This is a genomic window from Pseudomonas sp. D3 (genome assembly GCF_029320995.1).
Lineage (GTDB): Bacteria > Pseudomonadota > Gammaproteobacteria > Pseudomonadales > Pseudomonadaceae > Aquipseudomonas > Aquipseudomonas paraveronii.
The window spans coordinates 3710840-3725690 of sequence record NZ_CP119772.1; the positions used below are offsets into that span (position 1 = coordinate 3710840).

14 protein-coding genes and 1 pseudogene are annotated in these 14851 nt (G+C 60.4%); 10 read left to right on the plus strand and 5 right to left on the minus strand.

Annotated features, from left to right (window positions below):
• The first annotated feature begins 66 nt into the window (after window positions 1-66).
• From P3S72_RS16855 to P3S72_RS16865, 3 genes are all read left to right on the plus strand, one after another.
• Window positions 67-1701, plus strand: coding sequence for a methyl-accepting chemotaxis protein (locus P3S72_RS16855; RefSeq protein WP_276193209.1), 1635 nt, complete (start codon window positions 67-69; stop codon window positions 1699-1701).
• A gap of 167 nt (window positions 1702-1868) precedes the next feature.
• Window positions 1869-2435: a nicotinamide riboside transporter PnuC gene (gene pnuC / locus P3S72_RS16860; protein ID WP_276193210.1), complete on the plus strand. Its 567-nt coding sequence runs from the start codon at window positions 1869-1871 to the stop codon at window positions 2433-2435.
• The gene (locus P3S72_RS16865) at window positions 2432-2950 is read left to right on the plus strand and encodes an AAA family ATPase (protein WP_247396943.1); all 519 of its coding nucleotides are present in this window, start codon (window positions 2432-2434) and stop codon (window positions 2948-2950) included. The genes pnuC and P3S72_RS16865 overlap by 4 nt, the downstream gene beginning before the upstream one ends.
• 37 nt (window positions 2951-2987) lie before the next feature.
• Here the strand turns inward: P3S72_RS16865 and ggt are convergent, their stop codons facing one another.
• Window positions 2988-4712 carry a gamma-glutamyltransferase gene (ggt, locus tag P3S72_RS16870; protein WP_276193211.1) on the minus strand — a complete coding sequence of 575 codons (1725 nt, stop codon included), beginning with the start codon at window positions 4710-4712 and terminating at the stop codon, window positions 2988-2990.
• 179 nt (window positions 4713-4891) lie between these two features.
• On the opposite strand from ggt, the gene P3S72_RS16875 reads away from it, so the two are divergent.
• The gene (locus tag P3S72_RS16875) at window positions 4892-6037 is read left to right on the plus strand and encodes a PatB family C-S lyase (protein ID WP_276193212.1); all 1146 of its coding nucleotides are present in this window, start codon (window positions 4892-4894) and stop codon (window positions 6035-6037) included.
• A gap of 54 nt (window positions 6038-6091) precedes the next feature.
• Here P3S72_RS16875 and P3S72_RS16880 read toward each other — a convergent pair whose 3' ends face one another.
• The 3 genes from P3S72_RS16880 to P3S72_RS16890 all read right to left on the minus strand — a co-directional run bounded on the left by P3S72_RS16880 (window position 6092) and on the right by P3S72_RS16890 (window position 7911).
• Window positions 6092-6307: a TOBE domain-containing protein gene (locus P3S72_RS16880; RefSeq protein WP_003173733.1), complete on the minus strand. Its 216-nt coding sequence runs from the start codon at window positions 6305-6307 to the stop codon at window positions 6092-6094.
• Window positions 6308-6475: 168 nt separating this feature from the next.
• Window positions 6476-7396 carry a FecR domain-containing protein gene (locus P3S72_RS16885; RefSeq protein WP_276193217.1) on the minus strand — a complete coding sequence of 307 codons (921 nt, stop codon included), beginning with the start codon at window positions 7394-7396 and terminating at the stop codon, window positions 6476-6478.
• Window positions 7393-7911 (minus strand): sigma-70 family RNA polymerase sigma factor, encoded by a 519-nt coding sequence (locus P3S72_RS16890; RefSeq protein WP_276193218.1) that lies wholly within the window; start codon window positions 7909-7911, stop codon window positions 7393-7395. Before P3S72_RS16890 ends, P3S72_RS16885 begins: the two co-directional genes overlap by 4 nt.
• Window positions 7912-8270: 359 nt before the next feature.
• Here P3S72_RS16890 and P3S72_RS16895 point away from each other — a divergent pair, with 359 nt between their 5' ends.
• Window positions 8271-9521, plus strand: a complete 1251-nt coding sequence (locus P3S72_RS16895; protein WP_276193219.1) for a ribonucleotide-diphosphate reductase subunit beta — start codon at window positions 8271-8273, stop codon at window positions 9519-9521.
• A 54-nt stretch (window positions 9522-9575) separates the two neighbouring features.
• Entirely contained in the window at window positions 9576-10064 is a 489-nt protein-coding gene (locus P3S72_RS16900; protein ID WP_276193220.1) for a DUF1289 domain-containing protein, read from the plus strand.
• Window positions 10065-10203: 139 nt separating this feature from the next.
• Here P3S72_RS16900 and P3S72_RS16905 read toward each other — a convergent pair.
• A pseudogene (locus P3S72_RS16905) lies at window positions 10204-11094 on the minus strand (hypothetical protein); the annotation flags it as partial.
• Between the two features lie 250 nt (window positions 11095-11344).
• Between P3S72_RS16905 and P3S72_RS16910 the strand changes: the two are divergent.
• The 4 genes from P3S72_RS16910 to pcsA all read left to right on the plus strand — a co-directional run bounded on the left by P3S72_RS16910 (window position 11345) and on the right by pcsA (window position 14668).
• Complete coding sequence (locus tag P3S72_RS16910; RefSeq protein WP_276193221.1) at window positions 11345-12421, plus strand: colicin E3/pyocin S6 family cytotoxin; 1077 nt, start codon at window positions 11345-11347, stop codon at window positions 12419-12421.
• Window positions 12418-12642 carry a hypothetical protein gene (locus P3S72_RS16915; protein WP_276193222.1) on the plus strand — a complete coding sequence of 75 codons (225 nt, stop codon included), beginning with the start codon at window positions 12418-12420 and terminating at the stop codon, window positions 12640-12642. The genes P3S72_RS16910 and P3S72_RS16915 overlap by 4 nt, the downstream gene beginning before the upstream one ends.
• Before the next feature lie 234 nt (window positions 12643-12876).
• Window positions 12877-13803, plus strand: coding sequence for a class I SAM-dependent methyltransferase (locus tag P3S72_RS16920; protein WP_276193223.1), 927 nt, complete (start codon window positions 12877-12879; stop codon window positions 13801-13803).
• A gap of 148 nt (window positions 13804-13951) precedes the next feature.
• Window positions 13952-14668 carry a phosphatidylcholine synthase gene (gene pcsA, locus P3S72_RS16925; protein ID WP_276193224.1) on the plus strand — a complete coding sequence of 239 codons (717 nt, stop codon included), beginning with the start codon at window positions 13952-13954 and terminating at the stop codon, window positions 14666-14668.
• The last annotated feature ends 183 nt before the right edge of the window (window positions 14669-14851 follow it).

Here is a 14851-nt window from a genome sequence, read left to right on the forward strand (position 1 = left end):
CTATCAGACAAGGCGTAAAAGTCGATGCAACGCCGAGAATTATAAAAAGCACGGAGTGACAGGACGATGAACAGTTTGCGCAATATGTCGATCAGCCGCCGTCTCTGGCTGATCCTGGTAGTCGCCGTGCTGATGCTGTTGACCCTGGGTTTGCTGATGCTCAAGCAGATCCATGGCGACCTCTATCAAGCCAAAAGCCTGCAGACCCAGCACGTCGTACAGACCGCCAGTGGAATCCTGACGTTTTATCACAGCCTCGAAACCAGCGGCGTCATGACCCGTGAAGCGGCACAGAAACAAGCGCTGAGCGCGGTGCGTGGCCTGCGCTATAACCACGACGACTACTTCTGGATCAACGACCTGACGCCGGTGATGATCATGCACCCGGCCAACCCCAAGCTCGATGGTCAGAACCTCTCGTCGATTCGCGACCCGAACGGCTTTGCGATATTCAACGAGTTCGTGAGCCTGGCCAAGGCCAAGGGTGCCGGTGTCATCAATTACAGCTGGCCGAAGCCGGGTGCTGAAGCGCCGGTGAAAAAAACCTCGTATATCCAGTTGTTCGAGCCGTGGGGCTGGATCATCGGCTCCGGCGTGTATGTGGATGACGTGCAAGCCGAATTCAACGTGCAAGTGTGGAAAGCCTCGGGTATCGGCCTGGGCATCGCCGTGGTCATGGCCCTGCTGGTCTCGTTGATTGTGCGCAGCATCGTGCGCCCGCTGCAGGCGGCCGTGAACGCCATGGCCAATATCGCCAGCGGCGAGAGCGACCTGACTCGCAGCCTCGACACCCATGGCCGCGACGAAGTCACTCAACTGTCCCAGCACTTCAACAACTTCACCGCCAAGCTGCGCCAGGTCGTCGGCCAGTTGCAGATGTGCGCCACTGCGCTGGGCCAGTCGTCCACGGAGATGGGCAACAACGCCAGCCAGGCCCATGACCGCAGCCAGCAACAGTCGCAGCAGATGGAACTGGTGGCCACCGCAATCAATGAAGTCACCTACGGCGTGCAGGACGTGGCCAAGAACGCCGAGCACGCCGCCAGCGAAATGCGCGACGCCCAGGCCCAGGCCGTGCAGGGCCAGGTGAACATCGACAGCAGTTTGCAGCAGATCGACCAACTGTCCACCACCATCAGCCAGGCCGTGGAGGTGATTCGTACCCTGTCGAGCGAAAGCACGCAGATTGGTGGCGTACTCGAAGTGATCCGCTCCATTGCCGACCAGACCAACCTGCTCGCCCTCAACGCCGCCATCGAAGCCGCGCGTGCCGGTGAGCAAGGACGCGGGTTTGCGGTGGTGGCGGACGAAGTGCGGCTGCTGGCCCAACGCACGCAGAAATCCACCGCTGAAATCCAGGCCATGATCGAGCGCCTGCAAGGTCACTCGGAAGCGGCGGTCAAGGTCATCAGCGACAGCCACAGCGCTTCGCAGTTGACCATCGAACAGGCCGGCCAGGCCGGTGCCAGCCTCACCGCCATCGGTCAGGCCCTGCTCAATCTCAATGGCCTGAACGCCTCGATCGCCAGCGCCACCCTGCAACAGGCCCACGTGGTCGAGGACATCAACCAGAACGTGACCCAGGCCGCCGGGTTATCCCACAGCACGGCCGTGGCGGCGGAACAGTCCAGCGTAGCCAGCGCGCACTTGCGCGGGTTGAGCGAGCAACTCGACAGCCTGCTGCGTCAGTTCAAGATCTGACGCAGCTCACCATGTGGGAGGGGTTTGCCCCCGATAGCGGTGGGTCAGCTGCAAATATGCTGACTGATACACCGTTATCGGGGGCAAGCCCCCTCCCACATTTGCCTTCCTGTGTTTTGAAGATTGGTTACAATCCCCGCCCTCTCCCTCTCTCCCAAGGAACCGCCATGTCCGGGCTTGAACTGTTCGCCGCCGCGCTGGGGGTGATCGCTGTCTGGCTGACGGTCAAACAAAACCCCTGGTGCTGGCCCATCGGCCTGGTCATGGTGTTGCTCTACACCTGGGTGTTCTACGACGTGAAACTCTATTCCGACATGCTGTTGCAGGTGGTCTATGCCGCCCTGCAAGTCTACGGCTGGTGGCAGTGGACCCGACGCGCCGGGGACATCACGCCAGGGCGCCAAGTCACCAGCCTGGGCTGGCCCGCGATCATGACCAGCCTGGCTATGGGCGCAGTCGGCAGCCTGTTGCTCGGCGCCGCGATGGCCCACTGGACCGACGCTGCCCAACCCTGGCTCGACGCTGCCCTCACCGGCTTCAGCCTGGTGGCGCAGATGTGGATGGCGCAAAAGCGCGTGCAGTGCTGGGCATTGTGGATTGCCGTGGATGTGATTTTCGTCGGGCTGTTCCTCTACAAAGGCCTCTACCTCACCGCCGCACTCTACGCGCTGTTCACCCTGATCGCCGTGCAAGGCTGGCGTGAATGGCGCGCCGACCCGGCGTTGCGCGCATGAAGGTGGTGGTGTTGGCCGGCCCCGAATCGAGCGGAAAAAGCTGGCTGGCCGCGCAGTTGCAAGCGCACTTTGGCGGGCTGATGGTGGGCGAATACGTGCGGCATTTCATCGACCACCATCAGCGTGACACCACGCTGGCCGATATCCCGGCCATCGCCCGTGGTCAACTGGCCTGGGAAGATGCCGCCCGCGCCGAGCGCCCTGCACTGCTGATCCTCGACACGCACCTGCTGACCAACAAACTCTGGAGCCAGACCCTGTTCGGCGACTACCCGACGTGGCTTGACGATGAACTGCTGGCGCGCCACTACGACTTGCACCTGCTGCTGTCCCCTGAAGACGTGGAATGGACGGCCGACGGCCAGCGTTGCCAACCGGAATTGGCGGATCGTCGGGCATTTTTCCAGGGCAGCCAGGATTGGATGCAGCAGCATCAACAGGCCGTGGTGGTGATCAGGGGAAATTGGGAAGAGCGCCGCGTCAAAGCCTTCGCGGCGGTCAAACAAATACTGTAGGAGCGAGCTTGCTCGCTCCTACAGTAGATTGCAGCGTTTAGTAGCCCAGCGACAGGCCGGTATTGCGACGCGGGTCATTCGCGCCGTAGAAACGATTGTTGCCAACCGGCTTGCCACCCAGTGACGGTGCGCCCACCAGGATCGCCGCCAAGTGGTTGGCATCCTGTGGCCCGGCGAACTTGTGGCCAAAGCTTTCGAGGATCTTCTGGGTATCCGGGCTGACCGCGAAGGTCTCGAGGTTGGTGGTGTCCGGCATCCACTGCTGGTGGAAGCGCGGCGCGTCGACGGCCTCCTGGATGTTCATCTTGTAGTCGATGACGTTGAGAATCGTCAGCAAGGTCGCCGTAATAATGCGACTGCCGCCCGGCGTACCGACCACCATCACCGCCTTGCCATCCTTGGTCACGATAGTCGGGCTCATCGACGACAGCGGGGCCTTGCCCGGCGCAATGGCGTTGGCTTCACCCTGGACCAGCCCGTACATGTTCGGCACACCGACCTTGACGGTGAAGTCGTCCATTTCATCGTTGAGAATCACCCCGGTTTTGCTCGCCATCACCCCGGCACCAAACCAGTCGTTGAGGGTGTAGGTCACCGAGACCGCGTTGCCCCACTTGTCGACGATGGAATAGTGGGTGGTGTTGTTGCCTTCATGGGGCGCTACACCCGGCTTGATCGCCTGGGAGTCGCCGGCCTTGTTCGGATCGATTGCGTCACGCAGTTTCGTTGCGTAGTTTCTGTCCAGCAGGTGTTCGATCGGGTTCTTGACGAAGTCCGGATCGCCGAGATAGCTGTTGCGGTCCACATACGCGTGGCGCATGGCTTCGATCTGGTAGTGCAGGCCCTGGGCCGAGTGGTAGCCCAGGTCCGCCATCGGGTAGCCTTCGAGGATGTTCATGATCTGGCAGATCACCACGCCACCGGAGCTCGGCGGCGGTGCCGAAACCACGTGGTAGCCACGGTAGTCGCACTCGATGGGCGCCAGTTCGCGGGTCTTGTATTTGTCGAGGTCGGCCTGGGTGATGATGCCTTTGCCGGCCTGGCTGGAATCCACCAGTGCCTTGGCAACCCAACCTTTATAGAAACCGTCGCGGCCCTTGGCCGAGATTTCCTTGAGAGTCTTGGCCAGGTCTTTCTGCACCAGCTTCTGGCCGACCTGCAGCGGCTGGCCGTTGTGCAGGAAGATAGCCCGCAGGTCCTTGTCTTTTTCGAACTCGCCGGTGGCGGTGTGCAGCAGGTCGATATCGCCCTGCTCCAGCGCGAAGCCGTTTTCCGCCAGCTTGATCGCCGGGGCAATCACCTGGGCGCGCTTGAGAGTGCCGTATTTGCTCAGGGCCAGTTCCATCCCGGACACGGTGCCGGGAACGCCGACGGCCAGGTGGCCCTTGGCGCTCAGGCCTTCGACGACGTTGCCGGCCTTGTCCAGGTACATGTCGGCGGTGGCCGCCAGCGGGGCTTTTTCGCGGAAGTCGAGGAAGGTCTTGCGCCCGTCGGCCAGTTGCACGGTCATGAAGCCGCCGCCGCCCAGGTTACCCGCCGCCGGGTACACCACCGCCAGCGCATAGCCCACGGCCACGGCGGCATCCACCGCGTTGCCGCCGGCCTTGAGTACATCCACGCCGACATGCGTGGCCAGATGCTGGGCCGTGACCACCATGCCATTTTCACCGGCCACCGGGGCCTGGGAGGCAGCTTGCACACCGCTGACCGTCAACACCAGGGCGGTGGCAATCAAAGTACGGCTGAAGGGTTGGTATTTCATCCTTGGCTACTCGGGTGATTGAGATGCACCAAAATAGCCCGACTCGGATGTAATCCCCAGCGCAATGCCGTTTTTAGACAGAACCTGTCGGTCACGGAACGATTCAGCGCTGGCCTAGGCGACCAATGACGCTAGAATCAGCGCCATTCTTCGCCTGACTCCCTGACACGAGCGCCCCCATGAGTTTTGATTTCGACACGATCCACCCACGCCTCGGCACCGGCAGTACCAAGTGGAACCGTTACCCGCAAGACGTGTTGCCGATGTGGATCGCCGACATGGACATCGCCGCGCCACCCGCCGTGCTTCAGGCCCTGCACCAACGCCTCGACCAGCAAATTCTCGGCTACAGCGTGGCCGGCCCGGACGTGCGCGAGGCCATCGTCGCCGATCTGTGGGCCAAGTACGCCTGGCGCGTGCAGCCAGACGAGCTGCTGTTCCTGCCGGGCGTAGAACCCGGTTTCAACATGGCGCTGCATGCCTTTGTGCAGCCCGGCCAACCGGTGGTGCTGCAAACTCCCAACTATCGCCCGATTCGCCTGGCGCCCGGAAACTGGAACCTGCCGCGCATCGAAGTGCCGTTCGCGCTGATCAACGCTGAGTACATCACGCCAATGCCGCTGTTGCGCCAGGCGCTAACAGGTGCTGGCGCATTGTTGCTGAGCAACCCGCATAACCCGATGGGCAAAGTCTTCCCCCGCGAAGAACTGCTGGCCGTGGCCAATGCCTGCCTGGAACAGGGCGCGCTGATCATCAGCGATGAAATCCACGCCGAGTTGTGCTTCGACGGTCGTCGCCATATCCCCACCGCCAGCCTCAGCCCGGAAATCGCGCAGCGCACCATCACCTTGATGTCCGCGAGCAAGGCCTACAACGTAGCTGGCTTGAAGACCTGTTTTGCCGTGGTGCAAAACGCCGCAGTGCGCGAGCGCTTCAACCAGGCGCGCTGCGGCATGGTCGACAGCGTCAGCCCCCTGGGCCTGGAAGCCACCCGCGCGGCCTACAGCCAATGCAGCGAATGGCTCGAGGCGTTGGTGCAGTACCTGCAAGCCAACCGCGACTACCTGCTCGACGCGGTAAAAAACCGCCTGCCCGGCGTGGTCATGCACGCGCCCCAAGGCACCTTTCTGGCGTGGCTGGATTGCAGCGCCCTGGGCCTGGACGACCCGCAGCAGTTCTTCCTTGAACAGGCCAAGGTCGGTTTGAGCGCGGGGATCGAATTCGGTGATGACAGCCAGCAGTTTGTGCGCCTGAACTTCGGCTGCCCGCGGGCGTTGCTGGAAGAGGGTCTGCAGCGTATGGAACGTGCGCTGCGCCAGCGCTAGGGCGCGGCCTCGGCAGAATGCATGTGGGAGCGGCGCTCCCACATCAGGTCGGCGTCACAGTTTGGCGATCGAGACTTCGGTGGACTTCACAAAGGCAATCACTTCACTGCCGACTTTCAATTCCAGGTCACGCACCGAACGGGTGGTGATCACCGAGGTGACGATGCCGGACGCGGTTTGCACGTCGATTTCGGACACCACTTCCCCCAGCAGAATTTCTTTGATCACGCCCTTGAACTGGTTGCGCACGTTGATCGCTTTAATGGTCATGTCGGCTTTCCTTCTGGCTGTTGGGTCAATCCGCACGAATGCGCAGGCACTCAAAATGCGCCGGCCCAGCAGACATTAAAAGGAATATATAAGCATTTATTTAGACGATACAGATATATACAAGCTCTGGCCTTGCCGATCCTGAAAGGTGTGGTACGTACATCCGATCTAGGCCGGCGCTTTATCCAACGTCACCCAATACCGCGTCCGCGCCTGCACTTCGAGCCCCAGGCTCGAAGCCAGCAACTTGAGGATGCGGTCGGTGTCATCCAGGCGAAAACTGCCCGTCACCCGCAACGTCTCCAGGTTCGGCGCCCAGCGCAACACGCCTGGGCGATAGCGCGCCAGCTCGCGCAGAAAATCCCCCAGCGCCTGGTTCTGTGCGGTCAGCACACCGTCGCGCCAGCCCAGTTGCAGCACATCGAACGGCACCCACGCGCCGAGCCCGTCGGCGCTTAATGGCGCTTGCTGGCCGCCCTGCAACGTCGCCAGTTGCCCGTTCACGTCGCGCACCTGCACGCGGCCCTTGAGCACCGACACCCGGCAGCCGGCGGCCAGTTGGCGCACGCACACCTCGGCCTGACTGACCACCACCTCGCCGTAGCGGGTGCGTAGCGTCATCGCACGTGCGCCCGGCACGTTCAGCGACAGTTCGCCGTCCACCAGCGTAATGCGCCGTTGCGCCGGGTCCATATCCACGGCCGTGGCGGTATTCAGTTGCAGGCTGCCGCCCTCGGCCAACGGCAGGCGTCTGCGCTCGCCGGTGGCGGTGTGCAGATCGGCGCGCCAGCTATCGATAGGCAACTGGCGGCTGATCAACCAGGCCGCCGGCGCCAGCGCCGCCACGCCCAACGCGCGCTTGAGCAACGCTCGCCGCCCCGCTTGCGGGCGGTCGAGACTGGCCATCGCCAACGCCTGGGGCAACTCGCTGAAACGCTGGCGCAGTGCTTGGGCTTTCTGCCAGGTGTGTTCGTGCTGCGGATGGCTGTCACGCCAGTGCTGCAACGCGGCGTGATCGCGTTCGGTGGCCGCGCCCGACTCGAGCAGCGCCAGCCATTGAGCGGCCGCACGCGCAACCTCACGACTCACAGGTCCACCAGCAGGCAATGTTCATAGGCTTGCGCCATGTAACGCTTCACCGTGCGCTCCGACACCTCAAGCCGCTCGGCAATCTCCCGATAGCCCAGGCCCTCCAACTGACTCCAGAGGAACACCCGGCGCACGCGCACAGGCAGGCCGTCGAGCAATTCGTCCAAGGCTTGCAGGGTTTCCAGCACCAGCCAACGCTGCTCGGGAGACGGCACGCAGGCTGGCGGCAGATTCCCCAGTGCCGTCAGATAAGCCTGCTCAAGGCTGCGTCGCTGATGAAAATTGACCAGCAGGTGCTTGCCCACTGTCACCAGGTAGGCCCGCGGTTCCTGCATCTGCGCGAGCGGCTGGGCACTGGCGAGCACCCGCACAAAGGTGTCCTGGCTCAGGTCCGCCGCGTCCCAGGCATTGCCCAGGCGCCGACGCAGCCAGCTTTCCAGCCAACTGCGATGGTCGCGATACAGGCTCGACAACGTCGGTTCGGGGGCGCGCGAAGGGACAACAGCATCATTCATGGCAAGCAACCTACGCAGCGCGATTGAGTCTCAAATGAGATTCATTCTATTTAATATCGCAGCGCGACACCATGATCTTTTCAACTGGGTGTTTATGCGGGCAACGAAAACCAGCGAACCCAGGCGTTGTTACCAAAAGCGCGCCTGGCAGCGACCTAAAACCGCACACCTTGTGCGTTGACCATCCTGGTAACACCCCATATAGTGTGCCCACACCAACAAACAACCACTACATAGTGTGCGAATCCGTAAAACGCCGACCACACTATGCGCAGTATTTCAATGCCTTGAAGCCTGCAAATCACCTATTTTTGGACGGGGTCACACGCCGTCAGCACAGACCAGGAAGGAGTATTTCAATGCTGAGTTGGGATGAAGTCGACAACGTAGACACCGGTGCAGCGGTGATCAAAGGCGCCAACGCCGGCCACGCCACCGAAGCCAACATGGACCGCCTCGACGGTGCCGGCGCCGCCGCTGCCATCGAAGCCCGCGCCGTCACCGCCAACGACTCCGCCGCGATCATCCGCGCCAAGGCCGCTCTCGACAAACTCGACATCGCCGAAGGCCTCGCCGAACTCGAAGGCGCCTCCGCCCGTGTCGCCGTTGACGAAAAGCGCATGATCAACTGCCGCGCCGACCTCAACCAACTCGTGCCCTTCAAGTACGACTGGGCCTGGCAGAAATACCTCGACGGCTGCGCCAACCACTGGATGCCGCAAGAGGTCAACATGACCGCCGACATCGCCCTGTGGAAAGACCCCGAAGGCCTGACCGACGACGAACGCCGCATCGTCATGCGCAACCTCGGCTTCTTCTCCACCGCCGACTCTCTGGTCGCCAACAACCTGGTCCTGGCCGTGTACCGCCTGATCACCAACCCGGAGTGCCGCCAGTACATCCTGCGCCAGGCCTTCGAAGAAGCGATCCACACCCACGCCTACCAGTACTGCATCGAATCGTTGGCGATGGATGAAGGCGAAATCTTCAACATGTACCACGAGATCCCATCGGTCGCTAAAAAAGCCGCCTGGGGCCTCAAATACACGCGCTCCATCTCCGATCCGAAATTCGAAACCGGCACCGTCGACACCGACAAAGAACTGCTGCGCAACCTGGTCGCCTACTACTGCGTCCTCGAGGGCATCTTCTTCTACTGCGGCTTCACCCAGATCCTGTCCATGGGCCGCCGCAACAAAATGACCGGCGTGGCCGAGCAGTTCCAGTACATCCTGCGCGATGAGTCGATGCACCTGAACTTCGGGATCGACGTGATCAACCAGATCAAAATCGAAAACCCACACCTGTGGGACGCCGAGATGAAAGAAGAAGCGACCCAGATGATCCTGCAAGGGACGCAACTGGAGATCGAATACGCGCGCGACACCATGCCACGCGGAGTACTCGGCATGAACGCGGCGATGATGGAGGACTACCTCAAGTTCATCGCTAACCGTCGTCTGTCGCAGATTGGCTTGAAGGAAGAGTATCCGGGGACGACCAACCCGTTCCCGTGGATGAGCGAGATTATGGATTTGAAGAAAGAGAAGAATTTCTTCGAGACCCGTGTGATCGAGTATCAGACTGGCGGTGCGTTGAGCTGGGACTGATTGAAAAAACGGCCCCTGCAGGGGCCGTGTTGTTTCACCTGCCGATGTTTTTTTATGCCCAATCAAACCATCAAGACCCCCTGCGTCGGCCTGTGCTCCACCGTTTACGGTGACCTGGTCTGCCGCGGGTGCAAGCGTTATCACCATGAAGTCATCCAGTGGAATGGCTACAACGCCGAGGAAAAGCACGCCGTGTGGTTGCGCCTTGAGCAACTGCTGGTGCAGGTGATGGCCTCCAAGCTGGACGTGTTCGACCCACAGCGCCTGCGCCAGCAACTGGAAAGCCGCAAGATTCGCTTTATGCCGCACCAGTCGCCGTATTGCTGGGCCTACCAGTTGATTGCCCGGGGTGCGCGGGTGATTACCAAGCTTGATGCATATGGCCTGGTGTTGCTGCCGGAGTTTCGCGAGCACAGCCTGGCGGATTTGCGCGATGGGATTGACCGCGAGTTTTTCCTGCTGTCTGAGGCGCATTACCAGCGCTATATCGCCCCCGTGTTCTTGAAAGAGGCCTTTGGGCCAGCCCTGATCGCCACGCTCTAAAACACACCACAACACTAAAATGCGGGAGGGGGCTTGCCCCCGATAGCAGTGTGTCAGTCAGCTTATGGGGCACTGACCCAGCGCAATCGGGGGCAAGCCCCCTCCCACATTTAGACCCAGGAAGCTGCACGCTCCGCCTGAGGCCATAGCACTCAATCGCCTGCTGGCACACCTGCAGATCCAGACTGCCCTGTTCCACCAACGCCGTCAGCGCGGCCAACACCAGGTGATGGCGATCCACCTCAAAGAAATCCCGCAACGCCGCCCGCGTATCACTGCGACCGAAGCCGTCGGTGCCGAGCACGGTGTAGCGCGAGTAGAGGTACGAAGCGATCATCTGCGGCACGGCCCGCACGTAATCGGACACCTCCACCACCGGTGCGCCCTGCGGCAAACAGTCCGCCAAATGACTGCTGCGTGGAACCTGTTGCGGGTGTAAGCGATTCCAGCGCTCCACCTCCCGCGCCTCACGGGCCAGTTCGCTGAAACTGGTGACGCTGAACACTTCGCTTGTCACTTACCAGTCGTCCGCCAGCAACCGCGCCGCCGCCTGGGCTTCGCGCAGCAGCGTGCCGGCACCGAGCAGGCGCACCTGGGCTTCACTGGAACCTTCAAGGCGATACATGCCCTTGATAATCGCCGCCTCCACGCCGTCCGGCAGGCTCGGCTGCGGGTAGTTTTCGTTCATCAGGGTCACGTAGTAGAACTCGTCGACATCGTGCTCAAGCATCTGGCGCATGCCGTGGTCGAGGATCACCGCAAACGCCGGGTCGTAGGCACGGCAGTTGGGCACGCTGGCGGCGCTCAGGTGGCTGCTGCCGTCCTGATGCTGCAGGCCTTCGCCGCCAAGGGTGGTGCGGCCGGCGGTGGCTTCGCGGTAGCTGAGGATCGAGCCGATGTCTTCCGGCTCGTAGCGCTGGCCGACGCTGGAATAGATACCGATCTGCTTGAACAGGTTGGCCATGCCGAAGGTGCGGGCCTCGTCGGCGACGATTGGCACGATGCGCGGCCCGAGGTGCTTGTCCTTGATTGCGAAAAGCGATCAACGCTTCGCGGGAGAGGGGCCACGGGGGCTGGCGAGATACGACAGTTGACGTGATCATCCAGATTTTTCTGTCAAACTCTCGAAGAGACCTTTCTTGACCAATATTAGGATTTTTCCTACATCATCCGCGCACATTCCTATTGCAGCCTAGCCAGCAAACTTATCGCCGGATGATAGCTTTATGACCGCTGGGAGCTGGGAAGGCCACCATTGCAAAGTATGCTATGACCAAGCAATGCAGGAGAAAGCGAGGCTCAATAGGCGTTTACAAGACAAACGAAGACGAGAGATCAAAGAGCCACCGCCTCGTGAAGAGCCACCGCCAGTCCCTAAAAATCCACCGCAACCATTGTTTAAGGGCTCTGTCTTCGCCAAGTCCTGTGCATTGCCGGATGGGCTGATTAACCATAACAATCCCGGCGGTTTTGTACCTGTTGAACCACTCAAGCAATACGGCACCTTTGCGGTACTGGGCACAGGTCCAGCGGTAACTGCTGGAAGTACCGTACTGCATTGGGTCGGCGGTTCAGGTAGTGCTTCAACCCTCGCAGCCCGCCTTGGAGGCACTTTAGCGTTAGCTGGCTCCACGTCTGTCGGCTTCGTTGCGTTGCTGATACCTGACGATACTTCCACTGACAGCGCCTTCTATACCTCCGAACAATATGCCCAGTTGAGCCAAGGGAACACCCGTGTGCGGATCAATGTGAAACACCTGCCAAATGGCGCTGTGAGCATGTATGGGTTTTATACCGGGACGAAAACGGAGTGGCAGCGGATTCCAGTGATCAAGGCGCAGGCGCGTGGTGAACAACTGGTTGCGGACATAGGGGACGGAATTGAGATCATCTGGACCCCAGCAGCAGACCCTAATACGGTGCTGGGCATTCCAGCGCTGGAAGGCGCATCGTTGAAGCCTGGGACATGGGTATACCCACCCACCGAACAGGCCGATAAGATATTGGTCAACCCGTTGCATCCGCCAGACTACCAAGACGCAATCATCTGGTTTCCAAACACCGGGATTCACCCGATTTATATCTCGCTGAGCATGTCAGGCTCTGGATATCATCCAAAACCTGACTTCTTGCCAGCGTTTCCAGATGCCAAATGGGCCAAATCGAAAACTTCAGTTCAAGGTGGAGGAGCCTTACGTCCTCGATGGAAAAGCAGAAACGGCACAATTTACGAATGGGATTTTCAGCATGGCGCAGTCGAGAAATACAATAAACGCGGCAAGCACCTTGGTGAGTTCGATCACGAAACTGGTATTCAAAACAAAGCAGCAGACCCGACAAGGAAAGTAGAACCATGAAGCATGTGATTATGGGAGTCCCTGACGGTGAGGACTTCGCGTCCTTTGAAAAGGAAATTCCAGTTTCTGCCGCGGACCTTAAGCCGATCATGGGTTGGGCAAAAGACGATGATTGCATATACGACTATCGGCTTACCCTGGAGCAAATCAGCGCCATAGAGCGGCTTTGCTCATTGGAACTACCCAGGAATCTGGAGCTTTTCCTGACGTGTAACGCCTAATACATTGGCATCAAACTATTTAACCAGCACCCTAACGGCGGAATAACGGCAAAAATGATCATGGCCGAGGTCCTTGCGGTCGCACCAGAGCAATGGGGGGAAGGTGTCCGTGTCCATACATACAAGAAGATTTAAGACTAGCTATATGTACAGCCCCCCCCTATTCGTTGGGATAACCCTCACTAACGGCAATTGTGTTTAAAATGCCGCCCGCTCAATGAACGACGCTCAACGATGAACCCAGACTCCCTCGCCACACTGCACGCCCACCTGCTGACCGCCCTGGCCAACGCACCGACTGAAACCCGGCGCCTGTTCCACGGGCGCGGCCGTTGCTGGCCAGGCCTGGAGCAACTGACCGTGGACTGGTTGCAGGGCGTGGTGCTGGTCGCGCTGTTCAAGGAACCGGAGGCAGCGCAACTGGAAGCGCTGAAACAGTTGCTGGTTCAGTTCGAATGGACGCAGTACGGCGCCCACAAGGTGGCCCTGCAACACCGCTACCTGCCACAAAGCACCACCGAATGGCTGGTGGGCGACGCCATCGATGAGCTGACCATTACCGAAGGCGGCCTGCGCTACCTGATCGACCTCGGTAAAAAACAGAACAGCGGGCTGTTTCTCGACATGCGCTACGGCCGCAACTGGGTGCGCGAACAGGCCAACGGGCTGCGGGTACTCAACCTGTTCGCCTACACCTGTGGTTTTTCCGTGGCGGCCATCGAAGGCGGCGCCGAGCATGTGTTGAACCTGGACATGGCCCGTGGTGCCCTGAGCCGCGGTCGCGACAATCATCGCCTGAATGGTCATGATCTGAGCCGCGTGACCTTTCTTGGCCACGATTTATTCAAGTCCTGGGCCAAGGTCATTCACAGCGGCCCTTATGATCTGGTGATCATCGATCCGCCGTCCTTCCAGAAAGGCAGTTTCCTGCTGACCAAGGATTACCAGCGCGTGCTGCGCCGCCTGCCGGAGTTGCTCACGCCACAAGGCACGGTGCTGGCATGCATGAATGACCCGGCGTTTGGCGAGGACTTCCTGATCGACGGCGTCACCCGCGAAGCACCGGGCTTGCGCTTTGTCGAACGGCTGGATAACCCACCGGAATTCCCGGATATCGATCGGCAAAGTGGCTTGAAAGCCTTGGTATTCCGCCAGGGCTGATGCCGAAACGTCCCACGCTTGCTACGCTAAGCAATTACCGGGATGGTGAACCTTATCCCCCCCTTCCCGGTCGATACCTGCATTCCCTGGCCAGACTCGACGCTGTCACAGCGTCGGCTGGCCCGTTTCACCCTTTGGAGAACCGCCCGTGATATCGACCCTGCATGTAGCCAGACTGAAAGCCTGGGGCGCCCACGGCTTTACTGCCACCGGTGTGGTATTGGCCTTCCTCGCCACACTGGCGCTGCTGGAAAACTCGCCCAAGGCCTGCCTGCTGTGGCTGGGCCTGGCGCTGGTGGTCGATGGCGTCGACGGTTCCCTGGCCCGCCGCGTGAATGTCAGCACGGTGCTGCCTAGCTTTGACGGCTCGGTGCTGGACCTGGTGATCGATTACCTGACCTACGTGTTTATTCCGGCACTGTTTATCTACCGCTATATCGACCTGCCGGACTTTACCCACCTGTTCACGGTGTCGGTGATCCTGGTGTCGTCGCTGTTCTGCTTCTGCAATGTGAACATGAAAAGCAAGGACAACTACTTCGTCGGCTTCCCCGCCGCCTGGAACGTGGTTGCCCTCTGCGTGTATATCATCCAGCCCGCCGCGTGGGTGACGTTGCTGACGGTGATTGGCCTGGCGCTGCTGACCGTGACGCCGATGAAGTTCCTGCACCCGTTCCGGGTCAAGCGCTTCATGCCGATCAACATCGCGGTGACCACGATCTGGTTGCTGTGCAGCTTTTTGATGGTGGTGGATTACCCGAACACCAACCCGTGGACGTTTGGGTTGTGGTCGATGATGTCGGCGTACTTCCTCGGGATCTGCATCTGGCGCACCGCGCTGGAGTGGCTGGGCACCCAAAAATAGCCAGGCCGACACCGTTTGAATGTGGCAGGGGGCTTGCTCCCGATAGCAGTGTGTCAGTCAGCTAATGTGTAACTGACCCACCGCCATCGGGAGCAAGCCCCCTCCCACATTTGGATCTGCATACATCAGGCAGTAAGATGGCGGCCTCTCGCATAGCGCCCTGCCAACTATAAGCCCTGCCAA